The sequence below is a fragment of the Staphylococcus roterodami genome, assembly GCA_022493055.1.
Classification (GTDB): domain Bacteria; phylum Bacillota; class Bacilli; order Staphylococcales; family Staphylococcaceae; genus Staphylococcus; species Staphylococcus singaporensis.
The window spans coordinates 2,521,568-2,543,780 of record CP092781.1 but is presented as its reverse complement, the minus strand read 5'-3'; the positions used below and the strand labels follow the sequence as shown (position 1 = coordinate 2,543,780).

At 33.2% G+C, this 22,213-nt stretch carries 16 protein-coding genes; 11 read left to right on the top strand and 5 right to left on the bottom strand.

The window, feature by feature from the left end:
* Window positions 1-268 precede the first annotated feature (268 nt).
* Complete coding sequence (locus ML436_12470; protein ID UMT77926.1) at window positions 269-1,456, top strand: MFS transporter; 1,188 nt, start codon at window positions 269-271, stop codon at window positions 1,454-1,456.
* A gap of 63 nt (window positions 1,457-1,519) precedes the next feature.
* Here the strand turns inward: ML436_12470 and ML436_12465 are convergent, their stop codons facing one another.
* Both ML436_12465 and ML436_12460 read right to left on the bottom strand, forming a co-directional pair.
* Window positions 1,520-2,872 (bottom strand): carboxylesterase/lipase family protein, encoded by a 1,353-nt coding sequence (locus tag ML436_12465; protein ID UMT77925.1) that lies wholly within the window; start codon window positions 2,870-2,872, stop codon window positions 1,520-1,522.
* Between the two features lie 294 nt (window positions 2,873-3,166).
* Window positions 3,167-4,804, bottom strand: a complete 1,638-nt coding sequence (locus ML436_12460; GenBank protein UMT77924.1) for an APC family permease — start codon at window positions 4,802-4,804, stop codon at window positions 3,167-3,169.
* Between the two features lie 179 nt (window positions 4,805-4,983).
* Between ML436_12460 and ML436_12455 the strand changes: the two genes are divergently transcribed.
* From ML436_12455 to ML436_12420, 8 genes are all read left to right on the top strand, one after another.
* Window positions 4,984-5,583 (top strand): YdeI family protein, encoded by a 600-nt coding sequence (locus tag ML436_12455; GenBank protein ID UMT77923.1) that lies wholly within the window; start codon window positions 4,984-4,986, stop codon window positions 5,581-5,583.
* 589 nt (window positions 5,584-6,172) lie between these two features.
* The gene (locus tag ML436_12450; protein UMT77922.1) at window positions 6,173-7,399 is read left to right on the top strand and encodes an ABC transporter ATP-binding protein; all 1,227 of its coding nucleotides are present in this window, start codon (window positions 6,173-6,175) and stop codon (window positions 7,397-7,399) included.
* Window positions 7,396-8,031, top strand: coding sequence for an ABC transporter permease (locus ML436_12445; GenBank protein ID UMT77921.1), 636 nt, complete (start codon window positions 7,396-7,398; stop codon window positions 8,029-8,031). The genes ML436_12450 and ML436_12445 overlap by 4 nt, the downstream gene beginning before the upstream one ends.
* 16 nt (window positions 8,032-8,047) lie before the next feature.
* A complete protein-coding gene (locus ML436_12440) occupies window positions 8,048-8,989 on the top strand; it encodes an osmoprotectant ABC transporter substrate-binding protein (protein UMT77920.1) in 942 nt (313 codons plus the stop codon).
* A complete protein-coding gene (locus tag ML436_12435) occupies window positions 8,989-9,684 on the top strand; it encodes an ABC transporter permease (GenBank protein UMT79521.1) in 696 nt (231 codons plus the stop codon). Before ML436_12440 ends, ML436_12435 begins: the two co-directional genes overlap by 1 nt.
* A gap of 292 nt (window positions 9,685-9,976) precedes the next feature.
* Window positions 9,977-11,377 (top strand): MFS transporter, encoded by a 1,401-nt coding sequence (locus ML436_12430; protein UMT77919.1) that lies wholly within the window; start codon window positions 9,977-9,979, stop codon window positions 11,375-11,377.
* A gap of 235 nt (window positions 11,378-11,612) precedes the next feature.
* On the top strand, window positions 11,613-12,548 hold the full coding sequence (locus ML436_12425) for a 2-dehydropantoate 2-reductase (GenBank protein UMT77918.1): 936 nt from the start codon (window positions 11,613-11,615) through the stop codon (window positions 12,546-12,548).
* A 319-nt stretch (window positions 12,549-12,867) separates the two neighbouring features.
* Window positions 12,868-13,719 carry an NAD(P)-dependent oxidoreductase gene (locus ML436_12420; GenBank protein ID UMT77917.1) on the top strand — a complete coding sequence of 284 codons (852 nt, stop codon included), beginning with the start codon at window positions 12,868-12,870 and terminating at the stop codon, window positions 13,717-13,719.
* A 90-nt stretch (window positions 13,720-13,809) separates the two neighbouring features.
* On the opposite strand, the gene ML436_12415 is transcribed toward ML436_12420, so the two are convergent.
* Window positions 13,810-15,306: a beta-lactamase family protein gene (locus ML436_12415; protein ID UMT77916.1), complete on the bottom strand. Its 1,497-nt coding sequence runs from the start codon at window positions 15,304-15,306 to the stop codon at window positions 13,810-13,812.
* Window positions 15,307-15,536: 230 nt separating this feature from the next.
* On the opposite strand from ML436_12415, the gene ML436_12410 reads away from it, so the two are divergent.
* The gene (locus ML436_12410) at window positions 15,537-17,366 is read left to right on the top strand and encodes an APC family permease (protein ID UMT77915.1); all 1,830 of its coding nucleotides are present in this window, start codon (window positions 15,537-15,539) and stop codon (window positions 17,364-17,366) included.
* A gap of 76 nt (window positions 17,367-17,442) precedes the next feature.
* On the opposite strand, the gene ML436_12405 is transcribed toward ML436_12410, so the two are convergent.
* Both ML436_12405 and ML436_12400 read right to left on the bottom strand, forming a co-directional pair.
* Window positions 17,443-19,518 (bottom strand): sodium:proton antiporter, encoded by a 2,076-nt coding sequence (locus ML436_12405; protein UMT77914.1) that lies wholly within the window; start codon window positions 19,516-19,518, stop codon window positions 17,443-17,445.
* A gap of 156 nt (window positions 19,519-19,674) precedes the next feature.
* On the bottom strand, window positions 19,675-21,084 hold the full coding sequence (locus ML436_12400) for an amino acid permease (protein UMT77913.1): 1,410 nt from the start codon (window positions 21,082-21,084) through the stop codon (window positions 19,675-19,677).
* 286 nt (window positions 21,085-21,370) lie between these two features.
* Between ML436_12400 and ML436_12395 the strand changes: the two genes are divergently transcribed.
* Window positions 21,371-22,177 (top strand): metallophosphoesterase, encoded by an 807-nt coding sequence (locus ML436_12395; protein ID UMT77912.1) that lies wholly within the window; start codon window positions 21,371-21,373, stop codon window positions 22,175-22,177.
* Window positions 22,178-22,213: the final 36 nt, after the last annotated feature.

Below are 22,213 nucleotides of genomic sequence, written 5' to 3'. Positions count from 1 at the left end.
TAACGTGCTAACTTAAGATACATGCGTTTTTTATTGTTCTATTTGTTAGGAAATTAAAAACTGTGTCTTAACACTTTGAGATGTTTGTTTTAATTTTGCAAATACTGAAAAATAATTTCATTCTTTTTTCAATATATCACAGAAAATAGTTGCCAAATATTATATAATAGAACGGTTATAAGTAAATTTGTGTTGTGCACATTTATTAATAAATCGTTATTCTATGGGAAATGAATATCGTGAAATTTGTTCGAAAGGAGTTTTATAAATGTCTGTTATGCGATTATTCACATTCATTTTAAGTATTTTTATAGTAGGAATGGTTGAAATGATGGTTGCAGGAATCATGAACTTAATGAGTCATGACTTACATGTATCAGAAGCGGTCATTGGTCAATTAGTGACGATGTATGCTTTGACATTTGCGATATGTGGACCAATCTTAGTTAAATTAACAAATCGCTTTTCTACAAGACCGGTATTGTTATGGACGTTACTTATATTTATTATCGGAAACGGTATTATCGCTGTTGCACCTAATTTCTCAATATTAGTTATCGGAAGAATCATTTCATCTGCAGCGGCTGCATTGATTATTGTTAAGGTACTAGCTATTACTGCGATGCTAACCGCGCCTAAAAATCGTGGCAAAATGATTGGACTTGTTTATACAGGTTTTAGTGGTGCAAATGTCTTTGGTGTACCTATTGGAACTGTAATTGGTGATTTAGTAGGTTGGAGATATACATTTTTATTCTTAATTATTGTCAGTATCATCGTAGGTTTATTGATGATGATTTATTTACCGAAAGATCAAGAATTAAATCGCGGTCCTGTGAATCATGAAGCACCATCTCATGAAAATCATATTACTTCAAAAATATTAAGACCTGCAGAAGTAGCAAAATATTTAATCATTACGTTCTTAGTCTTGATTGCTAATTCAGTCACATTTGTCTTTATTAATCCCCTTATTTTATCTAATGGTCATGATATGTCATTTGTGTCTTTAGCACTTCTAGTAAACGGAATTGCTGGTGTCATTGGAACATCGTTAGGTGGAATATTCTCTGATAAAATTACAAGTAAGCGTTGGTTAATGATATCAGTATCAATTTTTATTGTCATGATGTTAGTGATGAATATTATTCTTCCAGGAACGGGCTTATTGTTAGTAGGACTGTTTATTTGGAATATTATGCAATGGAGTACAAATCCAGCTGTTCAAAGTGGTGTAATTCAACATGTTGAAGGTGATACAAGCCAAGTCATGAGTTGGAACATGTCGAGTTTAAATGCCGGTATAGGTGTTGGCGGTATTATTGGTGGCTTAGTTATGGCGCACGTTTCAGTTCAAGCTATCACGTATACGAGCGCGATTATTGGCGCAATAGGTTTAATTGTTGTTTTCACATTAAAAAATAATCATTATGCTAAAACATATAAGTCATCATAATAAAACATAATTAAAAGCACGCCTGCTATCAAATTCAGGTGTGCTTTTTTAAATGCGATAAAGTTATTGATATGTGCGATAGTAGCGACGTTCATTATGATATTTTGGCCAAGGCATTTTACCTGTTTTAGCAAAATTAGCTAAATCGTTTTGCATTTGTCGACTTAAAAATTTAAGATGATCAGTGATTGGATACTGATGCGCTGATAAAATTTGTAAGTTTCCGAACCAAAATATCATATCAAGAATATGGTACGCACTGCGATAGTGTTCGCTTGAAGTATCATGCCATGCAAATTCTGCAAACCATGATTGTACGTTTGAATCTTGAATATTGAGTTGTTGCAAAAATTGTTCCATCGGCTGTTTGAAATAGCAATGTGTAATCGCTAAAGATTGTTGCTTAGCCGTCTGTACATCTTCGTATTTTAAAGGAATATCATTTAATTCCATAATATCGATAAAGCGTTGTGGTGATAATTTTTTTTGTTCACTAGTAATATAAATATCGCCTTCATCCTTTGTATAGCATGCCAATATAGGTTTGGATGTTGGAAAATGATGTTTCATATGATCCGTTTTGATAGGTGCATATATTAAATCTAGTCCTTTAGAAGGTCCGCGAGATTGCTTGAGTTTAGACATTAACATCAAAATATCATCTGTAGTTAGCGTTGTTACGTCATCTGTATCTAAATAATCGACCATCATTTTTTGAAAATGCTTAGCTTTGTTGCGTGCATTTTCTAAGGTGTCTAAACGTAATGCACCACTTAGTAGAATAACTTTATGGAAATAAGGTTCAATGTCAGGTAGTTTCATTAAAGTTAAGATGCTCATACTACCCGCAGACTGACCCATCAAAGTAACATTATTAGGGTTTCCACCAAATGATTCGATAAATAGATGAACCCACTTTATAACATTTATTTGATCTGAAATGCCATTGTTCGAATTGAATTCACTATTAAAATAGGACCAATCTAAAAATCCTAACGCACCTAAACGATAGTTGCATGTGATAACAATGACATCATTATTTTTTACTAAATGCGCTGGTTGATAGAGTTCAGCAGAACCATGCCCATTTTCAAAACTTCCTCCATAAAAATAAATGATGACTGGCTTATTAGTTTTATCATTATGTTGCTTCCAAATATTAAGATATAGACAATCTTCATTTTCAGTAAAGTTTGTTTGTTGCGAGGAGAAAAAAACTTCTAATTTATTATCAGGTTGAGGTGGGATAGGCTTAATAGTTGTAGCATCGATTGGCTCATGCCACTGTGTTTTTAACGTAGAATGTTTAAAGCGATGGTTATTAATTGGTGGCTCAGCATATGGAATGCCTAAGAAGATATCTAGGCCATCTTGTGTGATACCATGAATCTGACCACCTGCAGTACTTATCTTCATATTTATTAACCTCCTTATCATCCCCAAATTAATCATACCACGGTAAAGAAGTGATGGGTGACACCTCTAACAAGACAATTTTGTGACTGAATCAGATAAGCATGCTATCCGTATTAAATCAAACTATCTTGAGCATTATATGATGCTCTTCGACAGTGCCATTTCATGACAATACCAGTCTCACTATCTTGTTATGTTATTTATATCCCATTTTCAAAATAAAAAACCAACCAAGATTATTGAAATCAATGGTTGGTGAATGTTTGTGCGTGCTTTGAGATCATATTTGAAAATTTAATTAGATGAATTGGCTTCTTTATCTAGTGCTTCGGTCATCTTCGTGTTGATACGTTTTGCGCGACGGAAATAAACACTTTCAAATGAACTCGTTGTACCAATGTAATAGAAAATAAGTGCCACGATTATGATAACGATAAAGTCATAAGGATAATGAATAAAGTTCAATCCTTTAAATTCTTTACTACCTATAAATGACAGTAATGAGAGAACGATTAAATATACAATAATCCATAAACTACCGCCAATTTGCTTCTTCGTATTACGCCAATTCATTCTATATTCATAGAAAAAGTAGATTGGTAAGCCGAGTATAATGATTAAAATAACTTCTGCTGTCGTTGGCCACATTGCCCAATATATAGCTAAAGATGCTAATACAAAAGATAATGGTGCCATTACTTTTAATATTTTGGCTCTGAATGGACGTGTCATAGTTGGACCCATTTTACGTAAAGCAATTACTGTCGTTGGTCCAGTTAAATAGGCAACTAAGGTCGCAGTAGAGATGACAGCTGCTAGTGTACCCCAATCTCTAAATAATGTAACCATAATCATACTAATGATGGCATTAAAGATGATTGCTACACGAGGAATATGATATTTTTCGTTCATTTTTCCAAGAAATTTAGGGATATGTCCATTTTTCTCCATAGCGCGTAAAACACGTCCTGTAACTGCAACAAATGATACGCCAGTTCCAAAAGGTGAAACAACTGCTTCAATATATAATAAAATTGCTAACCAATTAATGCCTAATAATATAGCTAAGTCAGCAAACGGTGAGTTGAAATTGATACCACTCCATCCGCTATGTTGTAACATTGATTGAGGCATAGAGGTAATAAATGTACTTTGCAAAATAATGTATAGTACTGCGCTTAGTGATAATGAAATAGCAATGCCTCGTGCGATATTCTTTTCAGGATTTTTAATTTCTGACCCCATATTGATAATCGTTTGGAATGAATTAAATGAGAAAATAATCCCTGATGCTGTTGTTGCAGCAAAAATAGGTGCGCTACCATAAGGCATAAATGTACTTGCTGAATGCCCGTAGTTGGAGGTGTCAAAACCAGACAACATCAACATAATAATTGTTAATGTTGGAACACCTAACTTAAATATGGATATTAGACTTGTAAATGATGTTAACAGTTTAACTGACCAATAGTTTAATAATGAAAAAATAATAATGATGAGATACACAGCTAGTAAACCGTATGTGCTTATAGAGCCGTTTTCCATTAAGTGTGCCATTGGCTTTGCCCAATGCCAAGGCCATGAACTCATATATTGTACTGCTGAAACAGCCTCAATTGGTATAATTGTAACAAGTGATACCCAATTGGCCCACGCAGCAATAAAGCCTAATAAAGAGCCATGTGTATATTGTGCATAGTTACTCATACCCCCAGATTGTGGAAACATTGTACCTATTTCAATATAGTTATAAGCTATTGTTCCGATAACTAGAAATCCAATAACCCATGAAATAATTGCAGCTGGACCGGCTATTGAAGATGCTTCCCAGGCACCGAATAACCAGCCGGATCCAATTAATGAACCTAGCCCTAATAATATTAATTGGGATAGATTAATTTTGTCGTCGTGCGATTGTTTGTCTTTATTCATAAATACTCCTTCGTTATTGCCGAAAATACAAAAAATAATATGCGACAATTATACGCTTATTACAATAATAGTCAAATTTATTTTTTGTAAAAGTGCAAAATCATTGGCTAAATTAGTTTTTTTGAAATTTTGGATATATAATACAATATATATTGAATAATAGACTGGAAGTGATCGTTATGACCGATAAACAACCGAATGAACAAGTTGAAGCATTTTTAAATAAAGAGAGTCAATGGCAAGAAGAATATCAATATTTGAGAGACTTAATTTTCAATGAAACTGAACTTGAGGAAGCATATAAATGGATGCATCCTTGTTACACTTTAAAGAATAAAAATGTTGTGCTGATTCATGGTTTCAAAAACTATGTTGCACTATTATTCCATAAAGGTGCTATTTTAGAAGATAAGTATCATACTCTCATTCAACAGACTGAAAAAGTACAAGCAGCACGTCAGTTAAGGTTTGAAAATCTAGAAGAGATTCAAGCGCGTACAGAAGAAATTAAATATTATTTAGCAGAAGCTATTAAAGTTGAAAAAGCTGGCAAAAAAGTTGAAATGAAGAAAATTGAAGAATATGTTATTCCAAAAGAGCTTGAAGATAAGTTTGAAGAAATGCCACAATTAGAGTCGTCATTTTATAAATTAACGCCAGGCAGACAACATCAATACATTTATCATATTGAACAAGCTAAACGTAGTGAAACAAGACAAAAGCGCGTTGAAAAGTATATTAATCAAATACTTGAAGGTAAAGGGATGCATGATAAGTAATTCATGAGTATAGGGATACACACTATACAACAATATACAGGATGACATGAAACAATCAGTGGTTAATGCCATTGGTTGTTTTTTCGTATGTGGTATTAATTTGAGTGCCCCCATGATTGATATCGAGTATATTTGATGGAATCACGCAAATATTTAATGAGATGGGCAATGTCCATGATTTTTACAAAATAACGACATTTATAATATTTTTTCACATTTTTGACATTTTTTTGTCGCAAACCAACCAATTGTGCGGTAATAAATTCGCTTTTGAAAAATGTGAGTTATCAATTTAGTTGCTAATTATAAAATAATGCTGTTTAATAACAACATATAGAGTATGTTAGTTTTAAATGTCGAATATACGAATGTGCAAACAAAGAGTAATCGGTAGAAATTCAACATACATAGCGCCGTTTATTTTTTGATGATTCACATTACAGATGATAAATATACAATTCTACATAATCAAGACCATGATGTGTACTTGTTTAACTTATGACTCTATTTGTTTAACAATTACCATGATGGTCTTTTAATTTTATGCGTATCATTCGTCATATGTTGTTATGAGGAAGGAGAAATGATTATGTTAAGTATTAAACATTTAACGAAAATTTATTCTGGCAGTAAAAAGGCTGTAGATGACATCTCTTTAGATATTCAATCAGGGGAATTTATTGCATTTATAGGAACGAGTGGGAGCGGTAAGACAACCGCTTTAAGAATGATAAATCGCATGATTGAAGCGACAGAAGGACAAATTGAAATTGATGGTAAAGATGTTCGAAGTATGAACCCTGTCGAATTGCGTCGAAGCATTGGTTATGTTATTCAACAAATCGGGTTAATGCCTCATATGACTATAAGAGAAAATATAGTACTTGTACCAAAGTTACTTAAATGGTCAAAAGAGAAAAAAGATGAACGTGCAAAAGCACTAATTAAGCTTGTAGATTTACCAGAATCATATTTAGATCGATATCCTGCAGAATTATCTGGTGGACAACAACAACGTATCGGTGTCGTAAGAGCACTTGCGGCCGAACAAGATATTATTTTAATGGATGAACCTTTTGGGGCATTAGATCCTATTACGAGAGATACACTGCAAGATTTAGTGAAAACATTACAACGAAAATTAGGCAAGACGTTTATCTTTGTAACGCATGATATGGATGAAGCGATTAAATTAGCAGATAAAATTTGTATTATGTCAGAAGGTAAGGTGGTGCAATTTGATACACCAGATAATATTTTAAGGCATCCTGCAAATGATTTTGTGCGTGATTTTATCGGTCAAAATAGACTGATTCAAGACCGTCCGAATGACAAGACTGTTGAAGGCGTTATGATTAAGCCAATCACGATACAAGCAGATGCAACGCTTAATGATGCTGTTCATATTATGAGACAAAAACGTGTAGATACGATTTTTGTCGTTGATAGTGACAACCATTTACTTGGATTCTTAGACATTGAGGATATTAACCAAGGTATACGAGGACACAAAACTTTGCGTGATATGATGCAACAAAATATTTATACCGTTCAAATTGATTCGAAATTGCAAGATTCTGTTCGCACGATTTTAAAAAGAAATATCAGAAATGTTCCTGTTGTAGACCAATATAATCGCTTAGTTGGACTAATTACACGTACCAATGTTGTGGATATAGTTTATGACACGATTTGGGGTGACAGCGAGGCTACATCTCATACGGAACATAATGGAAAAGACACCATTCCCTCTGTATCAGGTGAACCACATAATGAGAATGTTGAAACACATGGTATTGGAGTGGATAAATCATGATAGCATTTCTTCAAGAGAATGGTGGACAACTCATATCGAAAACGTTGGAGCACTTCTACATTTCTATGGTGGCATTATTACTTGCTATCGTCGTTGCTGTTCCTTTAGGTATATTACTATCTAAAACGAAGCGAACTGCCAATATTATTTTAACTGTGGCGGGAGTCTTACAAACGATTCCTACATTAGCCGTACTTGCTATTATGATACCGATTTTTGGTGTTGGAAAAACACCAGCAATTGTAGCGCTATTTATTTATGTATTATTACCTATTTTAAATAACACAGTGCTAGGTGTTCAAAATATTGATAGTAATATTAAAGAAGCTGGAAAAAGTATGGGTATGACGCAACTCCAACTAATGAAAGACATTGAATTACCGTTAGCCTTACCACTTATAATTGGTGGCATTCGCTTATCATCTGTATATGTTATTAGCTGGGCAACGCTAGCAAGCTATGTTGGTGCGGGAGGTTTAGGAGATTTTATATTCAATGGTTTAAATTTATATGACCCAATGATGATAATAACTGCGACTGTACTTGTAACTGCTTTAGCATTACTTGTTGATGCATTATTATCACTAGTTGAAAAATGGGTAGTTCCAAAAGGATTAAAGATATCTGGATAATTAGGAGGAAAAGATAATGAAGAAACTAAAACGTATTGTAGTCGTGCTTGTATTATCTCTTACTGTATTATCTGGATGTAGTCTACCCGGACTAGGTAGTAAAAGCACGAAAAATGATGTCAAAATTACTGCATTGTCGACAAGTGAATCGCAAATAATTTCGCATATGTTGCGACTATTAATCGAACATGATACGAATGGCAAGATTAAGCCAACATTAGTTAATAATTTAGGGTCAAGTACGATTCAGCATAACGCATTGATTAATGGAGATGCCAATATTTCAGGAGTAAGATATAATGGCACAGATTTAACAGGTGTTTTAAAAGAAGAGCCAATCAAAGATCCTAAGAAAGCTATGATGGCGACACAACAAGGATTCCAAAAGAAATTTGATCAAACATTTTTCAATTCATATGGTTTTGCGAATACGTATGCATTTATGGTAACGAAAGAAACAGCTAAAAAATATCATTTGGAGAAAGTTTCAGATTTAGAAAAATATAGCAAAGATTTACGTTTAGGCATGGATAGTTCATGGATGAATCGTAAGGGTGATGGCTACCAAGGATTTAAAAAAGAATATGGTTTTGATTTTGGTACAGTAAGACCGATGCAAATCGGATTAGTATATGATGCATTAAGTTCAGGAAATTTAGACGTTGCATTAGGATATTCTACAGATGGGCGAATAGCTGCATATGATTTGAAAGTACTTAAAGATGACAAACATTTCTTTCCTCCTTATGCTGCCAGCGCTGTCGCTACAAACGAATTGTTGCGTCAACATCCAGAGCTTAAAACGATAATTAATAAATTAGATGGCAAAATTTCAACTTCAGAGATGCAACGATTGAATTATGAAGCGGATGGAAAAGGCAAAGAACCAGCAGTAGTTGCTGAGGAATTTCTGAAAAAACATCACTACTTTGAAAATCAGAAAGGTGGTCATAAATGATGGAAGGAAATTTATTACAGCAATTGTTTCACTATTATGCCATGAACTATGGCTATCTCTGGGATTTATTTTTCAAACATTTATTAATGTCAGTATATGGTGTGCTGTTTGCATCGTTAATCGGCATCCCATTAGGTATCTTACTTGCAAGGTATACTAAATTATCTGGATTTGTAATTACAATCACGAATATCATTCAAACGGTGCCAGTTATCGCAATGCTTGCTATTTTAATGTTAGTTATGGGATTAGGTGCAGAAACAGTAGTATTAACAGTATTTTTATATGCTTTATTACCAATTATTAAAAATACTTATACAGGAATAGCTAGTGTTGATGTGAATATTAAAGATGCTGGTAAAGGCATGGGCATGACACGAAACCAAGTATTACGAATGATTGAATTACCATTATCGGTTTCAGTCATTATTGGTGGTATTAGAATTGCATTAGTTGTGGCTATAGGTGTTGTTGCTGTAGGTTCATTTATCGGGGCGCCAACTCTTGGTGATATTGTGATACGTGGTACAAATGCGACTGACGGCACAACATTTATACTAGCAGGAGCAATTCCCATTGCAGTCATTGCTATTTTAATAGATGTATTATTGAGAATGTTAGAAAGACGTTTAGATCCGACGACCCGTCACCAAAAACATAAATCAAAGCACCGACCCCAAGGAATAAACTTATAGAGGACCTTGGTATATTGTAATTTATTATTATGTAAATATTTGAAATGCATTAATAGGCTGTCCAATATCTTGAATGGTATTTGGATGGCCTATTTGCTTCGGATTAATGTATGCGTTTACACTAAAATAGCAATAATTATCCTGAAATAATTTGTATAAATAATCTCTAATAATGTAAAAATACTAAAAATTGAAATGTTTTATTTATAATTATCTGCAAATTTATGATATTGTTTCTTAATATATCATATTAAAAATTTGTTTTTTATAACTTAGGAGGCTTTTCTATTTCATGGACACTTCGAAACAATTTAGAGGTGACAATCGTTTGTTATTAGGTATTGTCTTAGGTGTCATTACCTTTTGGCTATTCGCACAGTCACTTGTTAATCTTGTTGTCCCGTTGCAAGCAACATACAGTAGTGACGTCGGTACGATAAATATTGCTGTTAGTTTATCAGCGCTGTTTGCTGGATTATTTATCGTGGGTGCTGGAGATGTAGCTGATAAGCTTGGCCGCGTTAAAATTACATATGTGGGTCTTATTTTAAATGTCATCGGTTCATTACTCATCATTATTACACCGTTACCAGCATTTTTAATTATAGGTAGAATAATTCAAGGTTTGTCTGCAGCCTGCATTATGCCTGCGACACTTGCCATTATAAATGAGTATTATATTGGAACGCGCAGACAACGTGCCTTAAGTTACTGGTCAATTGGTTCTTGGGGCGGTAGTGGTATTTGTACGTTGTTTGGTGGCTTAATGGCTACTTATATAGGCTGGCGTTCAATATTTATAGTTTCAATTTTATTAACATTATTATCGATGTATTTAATTAAACATACACCTGAAACTAAAGCTGAACCGGTAAAAAGCTTAAAAGGTGAAACGAAAAAGTTTGATGTTATTGGATTAATCATTTTAGTGGTGACAATGTTAAGTCTTAACGTGATTATTACGCAGACATCTCATTTCGGTTTAGTTTCACCAATGATACTAAGTTTAATTGTTATTTTTATCTTGTCATTAATAGGTTTTGTCTACTATGAAAATAAAATTAAATATCCGCTTGTAGATTTTTCTATTTTTAAAAATAGAGGATACAGTGGGGCGACGATATCTAACTTTCTATTAAATGGTGTTGCTGGTGGTGCATTAATCGTCATTAACACTTATTATCAACAACAATTAGGTTTTAATTCATCTCAAACAGGATATATCTCATTAACGTATTTAATTGCAGTATTGTTAATGATCCGTGTAGGTGAAAAGATTTTAACTCAGTTTGGTCCGAAGCGTCCACTATTATTAGGTAGTGGATTTACAGTAATTGGACTTATCTTATTGTCATTAACATTTTTGCCTGAAATGTGGTATATCGTGTCTAGCATTGTCGGCTACTTACTGTTTGGTACAGGTTTAGGACTGTATGCTACACCTTCTACAGATACAGCAGTTGCGAGTGCGCCAGATGACAAATCAGGTGTAGCTTCAGGTGTTTATAAAATGGCTTCGTCATTAGGAAATGCATTTGGTGTGGCAGTATCTGGTACGATTTATACAGTTTTAGCAGCAAATTTAAATTTACATTTAGGTGGCTTCTCTGGCATGATGTTTAATGTCATTTTAGCAGTGATTGCATTTTTAGTTATTCTATTTTTAGTTCCGAAAAATCAAACGAATTTGTAAAACTGAAATGAAAGCAAGTTATTATGTAGGAAATTTAAAGTGAATTTTGTGAAAGTAAGTGAAGTGTTTATAGAGTCACACCTAATATTGAGCGACAATGTTCAGTATTAGGTGTATTTTTATAAGTTATAAATAATTATTAACGTTGGCGTAAGTGAGTAATTTTCGAATTGACGCTTATATACGAAAGTAGTATTTTAAAATTGAACAACAACGATGAAGAGGGGTTTACAGTATGAAAATTGCAATTGCGGGGTCTGGTGCACTAGGTAGTGGTTTTGGTGCTAAATTATTTCAAGCAGGTTATGATGTAACGCTTATTGATGGATATAGTTCTCATGTTGAAGCGGTCAAAGAGCATGGGTTAAATATAACGATTAATGGCGAAAAATTCGTATTAGATATCCCAATGTGTCATTTAAATGAACAACCACATGACAGTATTTATGATATTGTTTTTCTATTTCCAAAATCTATGCAATTAAAATCTGTGATGAATGCTATGAAACCACATATTAATGACGATACAATCGTCGTATGTACAATGAATGGATTAAAACATGAAGAAATCATCTCGCAATATGTTGCTGAATCACAAATTGTTAGAGGTGTCACAACTTGGACTGCAGGTCTGGAAAGTCCAGGGCATAGTCACTTGCTTGGTAGCGGTCCGGTTGAAATTGGTGCGTTAGTTGACGAAGGTAAAGAAAACGTTAAGAAAGTGGCTGAAATTCTTAACAAAGCAGGGTTAAATGGCGTTATTAGTCAAGATTTACATCAATCAATTTGGAAGAAGATTTGTGTTAATGGTACAGCCAATGCTTTAAGTACAGTATTAGAATGCAATATGGCAGCACTTAATGAAAGCAGTTATGCAAAGTGTTTAATTTATAAATTGACACAAGAAATAGTGCATGTCGCAACTATAGATGACGTTCATTTAAATGTTGATGAAGTATTTGAATATTTAATCGGCTTAAATGACAAAGTAGGTGCACACTATCCGTCTATGTATCAAGACCTAATCGTCAACAATAGAAAGACTGAAATTGATTATATTAATGGTGCAGTTGCAACTCTAGGAAAGAAACGTCATATAGAAGCACCTGTGAATCGATTTATTACGGATTTAATACATGCTAAAGAAAGTCAGCGACAAGCCCAAGATTAATTGATGCTTTTAGGTATGGCAGCGAGTTAATGACGACAATGTGAAAATCAAGGTCATTATTAAAAGTGAATTGAAGTAAATAGAGAACAGCAGTAAGGTACGTTCCAATTGAAATGATCTTAGTGCTGTTCTTTTTGATTTATCTTCGGCTTAATTTAGGTTTGATGTAGGTCTATGACACACTAATAGCATTGGCAAGACAGTTTTTATGATGATACTGTTAACAAATTTTGAGGCAAATTATTTGGAAGTCTGGCATGAATTTTGTACACTCATCAAGCAAGTAACTATAAGACAAAATAGAGAAAAGGTGTTTATAATGAGTAAAATTTTTGTGACTGGTGCAACAGGCTTAATCGGAATTAAATTAGTTCAAAGACTAAAAGAAGAAGGGCATGAGGTTGCTGGTTTTACTACTTCTGAGAATGGTCAACATAAGTTAGAATATGTTGGCATTAAAGCATATATTGGTGATATTTTAAAAGCCGATACAATTGAGCAAGCTTTAGCTGACTTTAAACCAGAAATTATTATCAATCAAATTACTGATTTGAAAAATGTCGATATGGCAGCGAATACTAAAGTACGTATTGAAGGCTCTAAAAACTTAATTGACGCAGCTAAAAAGCATGACGTGAAAAAAGTTATTGCACAAAGTATTGCCTTTATGTATGAACCTGGCGAAGGTTTAGCAACTGAAGAAACACCACTTGATTTTAATTCAACTGGAGATAGAAAAGTAACAGTTGATGGTGTCGTGGGTCTTGAAAAAGAAACAGCACGTATGGATGAATATGTTGTCTTACGCTTTGGTTGGTTATACGGCCCAGGTACTTGGTACGGTAAAGATGGTATGATTTATAATCAATTTATAGATGGACAAGTGACATTATCAGACGGTGTAACATCATTTATCCATCTTGATGATGCAGTAGAAACATCTATTCAAGCTATCAATTTTGAAAATGGTATTTACAATGTTGCTGATGATGAACCTGTAAAAGGCTCTGAATTTGCAGAGTGGTATAAAGCACAACTAGGTGTTGAACCAAATATTGATATTCAACCTGCACAACCATTTGAACGTGGTGTGAGTAATGAGAAGTTCAAAGCACAAGGTGGCTCTTTAATTTATAAAACATGGAAAGACGGCATGAATCCAATTAAATAATAATTTATCCGTTTAATATGAAGAAAATAAAGACTTGATCGAATCGTGGATGATATGTTATCAAACGCACGGCTCGAACAAGTCTTTTTATTATGTCTTCGTTATCTTTGTATGAAGGAATAACAGAATTAAAATTAATGTACTGAATAATGCAATTAATGTTGTAATTAGTGCTAATTTAATTTCTATTGGTAACCAAGTCAGTACAAAAGACCAATTATTGCTACCGAGAATTAAATACGGTAATGCATAGAGCGCAAGCGCTAAAGCAATACATATACATAATGATAACCAACTCAATACAGCAATCCTTTTTGACCTACGCAAAAGAATTTGACCATGGCGCATTTGCCAACCGCGATAAGTCGTAAATAAAAATGCTAACAATATAAATGTTGTCATGACAGCCGTCACAATATTGAATTGTCCTTTATAATGATTCAGCGTTGAAGCAACAGTAGTATAGTGTGTGTTGTTAACTATCTGTGTATTAAGATGTTCAACTAACTTAGGCACATAGTCAGAATTTAAATTTGCTAGTACGACAATACCATAGGATTTTTTTGGATTGAGTAAAATAAATGATGAAAAGTTATCTAACGTACCGGAATGGAAGACTAAATGTTCATCAGTATTTGTAAACCAACCAGATGCATAAGCATTAGCATTTGGTTCACCAATAGTTGATGATAAATTTTTGTGTGATTGCTGAACTAACTGCTTATATTTATTAGATGGATTAAGTTGAAATTTGATCCAATGTTCTAAATCTTCTGTTGAAGTCATCATATATGCAGAAGGTGTATCCCAATGATTAAACTCAGGCTTTGAGACAACAGGGCTTGAACCTTGTAATTCATATCCTATTGCATCATGCTTAGATTTATCATTTGTTTGTTTAAATGTCGTATGTGTCATATGAAGTGGTTTAAGCCAATGGTCTGTCATATATTGCGTATATGATTGCTTTGTGACATTTTGGATGATTAAACCTAATAGATCATAATTCATATTTGAGTATTCAAATTCCTCGCCTGGCTTATGGTGAAGCTCATCTCCCATAATAGCACTTGCCACATCTGTTAATTGATTCCGCTTGCTTGTCACAGAATCTTCGCTTGTTATATTACTAGGAATACCACTTGTTTGAGCTAAAAGTTGTTTGATAGTGATATCTTCATTTTGACCATCATATTTCATTTTAAAATGAGGGACATATTTTGAAACGGGATCATCTAGGTTTAATCTGTGTTGTTGGGCTAATTTTAACATTGCTATACCTGTAAATGCTTTTGTATTAGAAGCAATTTCATACTTTGTTGATGGTGTTGCATTTATTTTTTTATCAATGTTTTGATAACCGTATCCCTTATTTAAAAAGACTTTACCATTTTTTATAATCAACACAGACGCACCTGGTATATGACCTTGCTGCAAATCATGACGAATAATAGTATCAATTTGTTTCTGTGAATCATTTGTCAGCTGCGTCTTTGTATTACTGTGTATTGCTAAGAAAATGATAACGGATATCGCGACTAGAATAATGAATGAGATAGATAGAAAATAGAGTTTTTTTATAGTCATAAATGTATCCTCATTTGATAATGATTTTCCTAATATGTAATGAATTATATTTTATTATAACAGTTCAGAGCAAATTGTTGACTTAGGATGTATATTTACAATATATTTTGATACAATACAGCCTAATAAGTGTATAATTACATACGAAATATCAATAAACGTACTATACTTTTTGACAAGATAAGCGTATAGTGATATCCATCAAAAAGTATAAAAAGGATTAGGAGATTATGTTCAATCAATTTAAAAGACTTATAATAGGGCAACCTAAAAAAAACAGAGAATTAAAAGACGAAAAAATCTCAAAGTTTAAAGGGTTAGCGATTCTTTCGTCAGATGCATTATCTTCAGTTGCATATGGACCTGAACAAATACTGATTACATTGTCTGTAGTAGGTGCAGTAGCGACTTGGTATACATTACCGATTGCCGGTGCAGTTCTTATATTATTGGCTGCATTAATTATGTCATATCGACAGGTAATTTATGCTTATCCTAAAGGTGGCGGCGCTTATATGGTGTCGAAGACCAATTTAGGAGAAAAATGGGGCTTACTTGCAGGTGGATCATTATTAGTAGATTATATATTGACTGTTGCAGTTAGTATATCCTCTGGAGCAGATGCATTTGTAGCTGCATTTCCAAGTTTATATGATCATAAAGTTTTAATTGCATGTTTACTTGTACTGTTTATTTTAGTATTAAATTTACGTGGTTTAACTGAATCTGCAACGGTACTTTCTTATCCGGTTTATTTATTTATCATTGGTTTAGTGGTACTTATATTAATCGGAACAATTCGCGTAGCAACAGGTAATATCCAACCGCATATGCATGCGTCTGTTGGAACAGCTGTACCTGGGGTTACATTATTTCTATTATTAAAAGCATTTTCTTCAGGGGCTTCATCGTTAACGGGTGTTGAAGCTATTTCAAATGCGGTAACGAATTTTAGAGAGCCAAGTGCTAAAAATGCTGTGAAAACGTTAATTGCTATGGGTTCAATTTTAGCGTTTTTATTAGTAGGTATTGTAGGATTAGCGTATGTATACGGAATTATGCCACAAACTGAAACAACAGTTTTATCACAATTAGCAATGCAAATATTTGGTGATAATGCGGCTTTCTATTTTGTACAAGCTACAACTGTAATGATTTTAGTGTTAGCTGCAAATACTGGATTCACTGCATTTCCAATGTTAGCTGCGTCAATGTCTAAAGATAAATATATGCCTAGAATGTTTACTGTTCGAGGAGATCGCTTAGGTTACTCTAACTCAATTATTATTTTAGGTGTATTAGCTATTATTTTAATTATTGTGTTTGATGGTATGACTGAAGATTTAATTCCATTGTACGCTGTAGGTGTATTTATTCCATTTACATTAGCGCAATTCGGAATGGTTATTAAGTGGATACATGAACGTCCGAAGAATTGGATGAGTAAGTTGTCAGTGAATTTACTCGGTGGTATTGTAACATTTATTGTTTTTATGATTTTGCTCATAACTAAATTTAGTCAAGTTTGGCCGATACTTATATTCTTGCCATTTGTTGTGATTTTCTTCTTGAAAATTAACAAACATTATCGTGACATTGCAGAGCAACTTCGTTCAGATATAGATGTTCATAATGTTGAAGTAGTAGATCGTAACTTAGCGATTGTGCCAATTACGAGTATTACTACAGCAGTAGACAAATCGATTTATTATGCACAAATGCTCGCTAATAATGATGTGATTGCTGTACATGTATCATTTGGCGATGAGGATGAAAAGGCATTCCAAGAAAAGTGGAAGCGACATTTCCCAGATGTAAGATTAGTTATTTTACATTCAGAATATCGTAGTATTATACGTCCGATTTCTCGCTTTATAGATAAGATTAACCGTAAAGCTAACGATCAAAACTATATGATCACAGTAGTGATTCCGGAATTTATTACGAAGAAGCGTTGGCACAATTTATTACACAATCAAACAAGTTTACGTATGAAATTGTATTTGATTTACCAAAAGAATGTTAATGTTTGTACGATTCCATTTAAACTTAAAAAATAACATAAACATAATAAAACCCGCTCATATGAGATGATAATAGCATTTTCTCATATGAGCGGGTGTTTTTATATCTTGCTTAGTTTTTGGACTGTAGTGCTAAGACGATTTCGTTATAGTTGATATTCTCGCGGATTTGGGCGGCAACGACATTATTGATTTTGTTGCGACGAATGAGCTCATCTAAAAGATTACGCTGTAAATATAATGCTTCTAATTTATGATTATGGAAAATAGCTTGCGAAATCATTTGATTACTATTTTCTTTACGTTCTTTGCGACGTTGTGCACGCCATTTTAATGAACGACTCATATCGTAATAATGGTTGATAACTAAACTTACTTCAAGTACATTTGTACTATTTTGTTCTTCTTTTAAGCGTAAAATAATATTATGGTTAACGATACGCATTATTTTTTGAACGTCTTTAAAAGCATTTTCATATTCTTGTGCTTTTGTTTCTCTATCAATAGCTTTGTTGTGTTTAAATGTTTTAAGACGTAACCAAAACATTTTAAAGAAGTTAGAAAATTTTTCAATGATTGATGAAGTTCGATGAGTTTCAGTAAGTTCAACGATATCATGATAATTTTTAATGTCCTGAGAAGTTGCTTTGCCTTTTTCAATTAATCGTTCTAACGTTGATGTTTCGATATTTTTTGCTATATCTTCTAAACGTCTCAGTTCTTTCGTGTTTTTATTTTCAGGTTCTGAATTTAATAAAAATAACAATTCACCAAAGTATTGATTTAATACTGGACGATAATTCGTATTGTTTTTATCTTTTTTGCTTTCCTTATTAAAGTGTTCAATTACTTTTTGAACGATAAAAATTTTGGCGGATTGGTATGTCATACCTTTAAATAAATCTTCTTGAATAGCGGGTGTAATTAATGGTAAAACAATTTGCGCTAAGACTAAGCTGATTAATACCATGAGTGAAGCGATAAATAATAAATCATTACGATATTCAAATGCTTGTCCGTTTGTAATGATAAAAGGCAATGTTAGTGCCATAGACAATGAAATTGTTCCGTGAATACCACACATTGTCATGATAAAAGCATACTTTACACGAGAAGGTGGTGTTTCATGTGAATCATCATCATCTAGATATGATTGAATATTTTTCGGGAAATAAAAATCTTTGAACCAGAAATAAACCCAAGCAAATCGACAAACATAAATGGCCAATGCGATTAACACAGTAATTAAAATTAAAAATGAAAAGTTTTCAGGTTCTGTTTTGATAATATCAATAACTACAGTAGGAATCATAAAACCTAATACAACGAATACAAAACCGTTTAGTGCATAACTAAATGTATTCCAAATTTGATGGTAATTCATTTGAAGTTCTGTTTGCGCCTTAATTAAACGATCGCGTTCTAAGCCATGAATAAGTCCAGTCACAACGACTGCAATAATCCCCGAAGCATGAACTTGTTCTGCTAAAAAGTAAACGACAAAAGGCGTTAATAACTGAATGAATGTTAAAGTGTTATTATCTTTTAAACCTTTATTTGCTGTTAAGTCTACACGAACTCTTACGATGACAAAACCAATGATTGCCCCAATTAATACACCTAATACAGTTGAAATAACAAATTGCTCAACAGCTTGGAATAATGAGAAAGTTCCTGTTACTAATGCTGTAACAGCGATTTTGAAAGAAATGATACCTGCAGCATCATTTAAAAGTGATTCTCCTTCAAGAATCGTCATTGAACCTTTCGGTAATAACTTTCCACGTGTAATTGCTGATACTGCAACGGCATCAGTTGGACATAATATTGCGGCTATTGCAAAGGCAGCTGGCATAGGTAATGCCGGCCAAATCCAATGTATAAAGTAGCCAACACCAACAACAGTTGCAAATACGAGTGCCATGGACATTAGTAATATAGGCTTACGATATTCTAATAATTTTGTTCGTGACACATGGGTTCCTTCAACAAATAGAAGTGGCGCGATAACAGCGAACATAAATACTTCCGAATTAAATTGGAAATCAACGTCTATCGGAATTAAAAAGACGATAGCGCCTAATACGATTTGAATAAACGCAGTAGGGATTTGTGGAAAACGATTATTAATGATTGAACTGATAATGACAGCAAAGATAAATATTAAAAATGCTTCTAATAACGCCATAGTATACTCCTCAAAATTTTAATAGTTAATATTTTATCATTTTTAAGGCATATTGACATAGACTTATTTATAAAAACGATGTGAATTCCACTAAAATTTTCATAAAACAAAAAACTCTAGCATTTATTGAATAAATACTAGAGTTTTATAACTATGTTATTTATTATCATATCTAAAATGACCGCTATCTATTTGACGCTGTTCTTCAGCTAATCTTTCGGCATTCGTTTTATATTTTCTGTAGAAAAAGATTAAGAATATAAACCAGAACGGCGAAATATAAATGGCTGCTCTTGTTTCATCACTAAAGAATAATAAGATGAATACAAAGAAGAAGAATGCCAAAATAATATAGGCAATCGGTTTACCACCAATTAACTTGAATTTACTATTTTTATGTGCCTCAGGATGCTTTTTCAAATACATAATGTAAGCAACAATAATCATAGCCCACACTACTAAGAACAGTACAGTTGATAAAGTGGTAACGTAAATAAATAGTTGAATCGCATTAGGAAAAATATAGTTTAACAGTGCTGCAATAAGTAATGCGAAAGATGACACAAACATAGATAAGTATGGTACACCATGGCTGTTTGTTTTATTTAAAACTTTCGGGCCGAGTCCTTGTTGGGATAAACCAAATAGAATTCGACTATTAGAATAAATACCACTATTTGTTGCTGACGCAGCTGCAGTTAATACGACAAAGTTGACGATACCAGCAGCAAAAGGTACACCAATTAAAGTGAACAGTTTAACAAATGGGCTGCTATCTGGATCGATATCATTCCATGGAATAACTGACATAATTACTAAAAGACCACCAATATAGAATAATAATATACGAATAGGTACATTGTTTATGGCTTTTGGTAATGTTTTTTCTGGATCTTTCGTTTCACCTGCTGTTACACCAATTAATTCAATACCTATGAATGAATATACAGCAATTTGGAATGACATTAAGAAACCAAATGTCCCACCTGGGAACATACCACCATGACTGACTAAGTTAGTGAATGATGCATGTCCGTAATGCGTTTTAAATGAGAAAAAGATTAGTACAAGTCCGACGATAACCATCGCAATAATGGTAACAACTTTAATAATAGAGAACCAAAACTCTAATTCACCAAATAATCTGGCACCTAATAAGTTGAAACTTATTAAAATTAAAACAATAAAGAGCACAGTAATCCAGTTAGGTACTTGTGGATACCAAAAGGCAAAATATTGTCCCATGGCAGTTAAGTCGGACATACTCGAAACAATCCAACATAACCAATATGTCCAGCCAATGACAAAGCCACCAAATGGTCCCAAATATTCATTTGCAATATCAACAAATGAATTAAATCTTGTATTGCTCAACAACAATTCGCCTAATGCACGCATAAAAGCGAATAGTACAACCCCAATAATCATGTATGTGAATAACAGTGATGGACCAGTTAAAGATATTGTTTGACCTGATCCTAGAAATAGCCCGGTTCCAATTGCGCCCCCAATTGCTATCAATTGGATATGTCTGTTATTCAACTCTCTATGCAATTTTCTTGCCATATTTTTCCTCCTCAGGATAAAGCAAATAAAAAAAGTTGTGTGTAAGCGTTTTCTTATTTATAAATACTAAAGAAATCCATTAAATAAAGCAATTATTTTTTTAAATATAAGAAAAAACATTTGATAGGTATGCTTATGATAACTAAAACTTATCGAATTTATGAAAAGATATAAGTTCTAATGTAAAAATATAAATAATCATCGAGAATTAAGCTATTTTGTATCATTCCTTGATGTCTTGTGACATAATGAATGTCATTTCAATTTATGTAAAGAAGGTATGGGTATGAAGATAGGTGTTATTGCTGATTTACATATTGATCGCCATAATCGATTGAAGCCATTGGATTACTTAAACACTTTAATAGAAGTTGTTAAAAGTAAAAATATAGATATCTTGTTGATTGCAGGAGATATTTCGAATGATTTTAAATTGACTAGTCATTTTATTGAGCAATTAACGCAAAATTTAGATACATTAGTACGTTTCGTTCCTGGGAATCACGATTTATGGAATACTGAGGATACATCGACACAAGAAATATGGGATAGTTATAAATGTATGTCACAATGCTTGGTTGAACATCCATATATTATTAATGATGAGTGGGCGATTGTTGGACACACTGCTTGGTATGATTATAGCTATGCTGCGAAACGGTTTTCATTAGAACAGTTACAAAAAGGTAAGTATTACGGTGGGACATGGCAAGATAAAGAACGCATTTCGTGGGGGGAAGCTGATCAAAATTTATCTAAAATGGCGGCTGAACAAGTTAAGAAAGATATATTAGAAGTAGGAAATAGGCGTGTCATTTTAGTCACGCATATTGTGACACATCCTGAATTTGTTGTCCCAACGCCACATCGTATATTTGATTTTTATAATGCATTTATAGGGACAAGTGATTTCAATGCTTTGTATGCGATGTTTGATATTCCATATAGTATTATGGGACATGTTCATTTTAGGAAAAGTGTGATGGATGATGGTATACATTATATTTGTCCGTGTCTTGGCTATCCTAGACAATGGCGTACTGAAAATATTTACCAGGAAATAGTTGAGACAATGCAAATAATAGAAATTTAAAATGCGCAAGACCGTAATATTCTTGCGCATTTATCG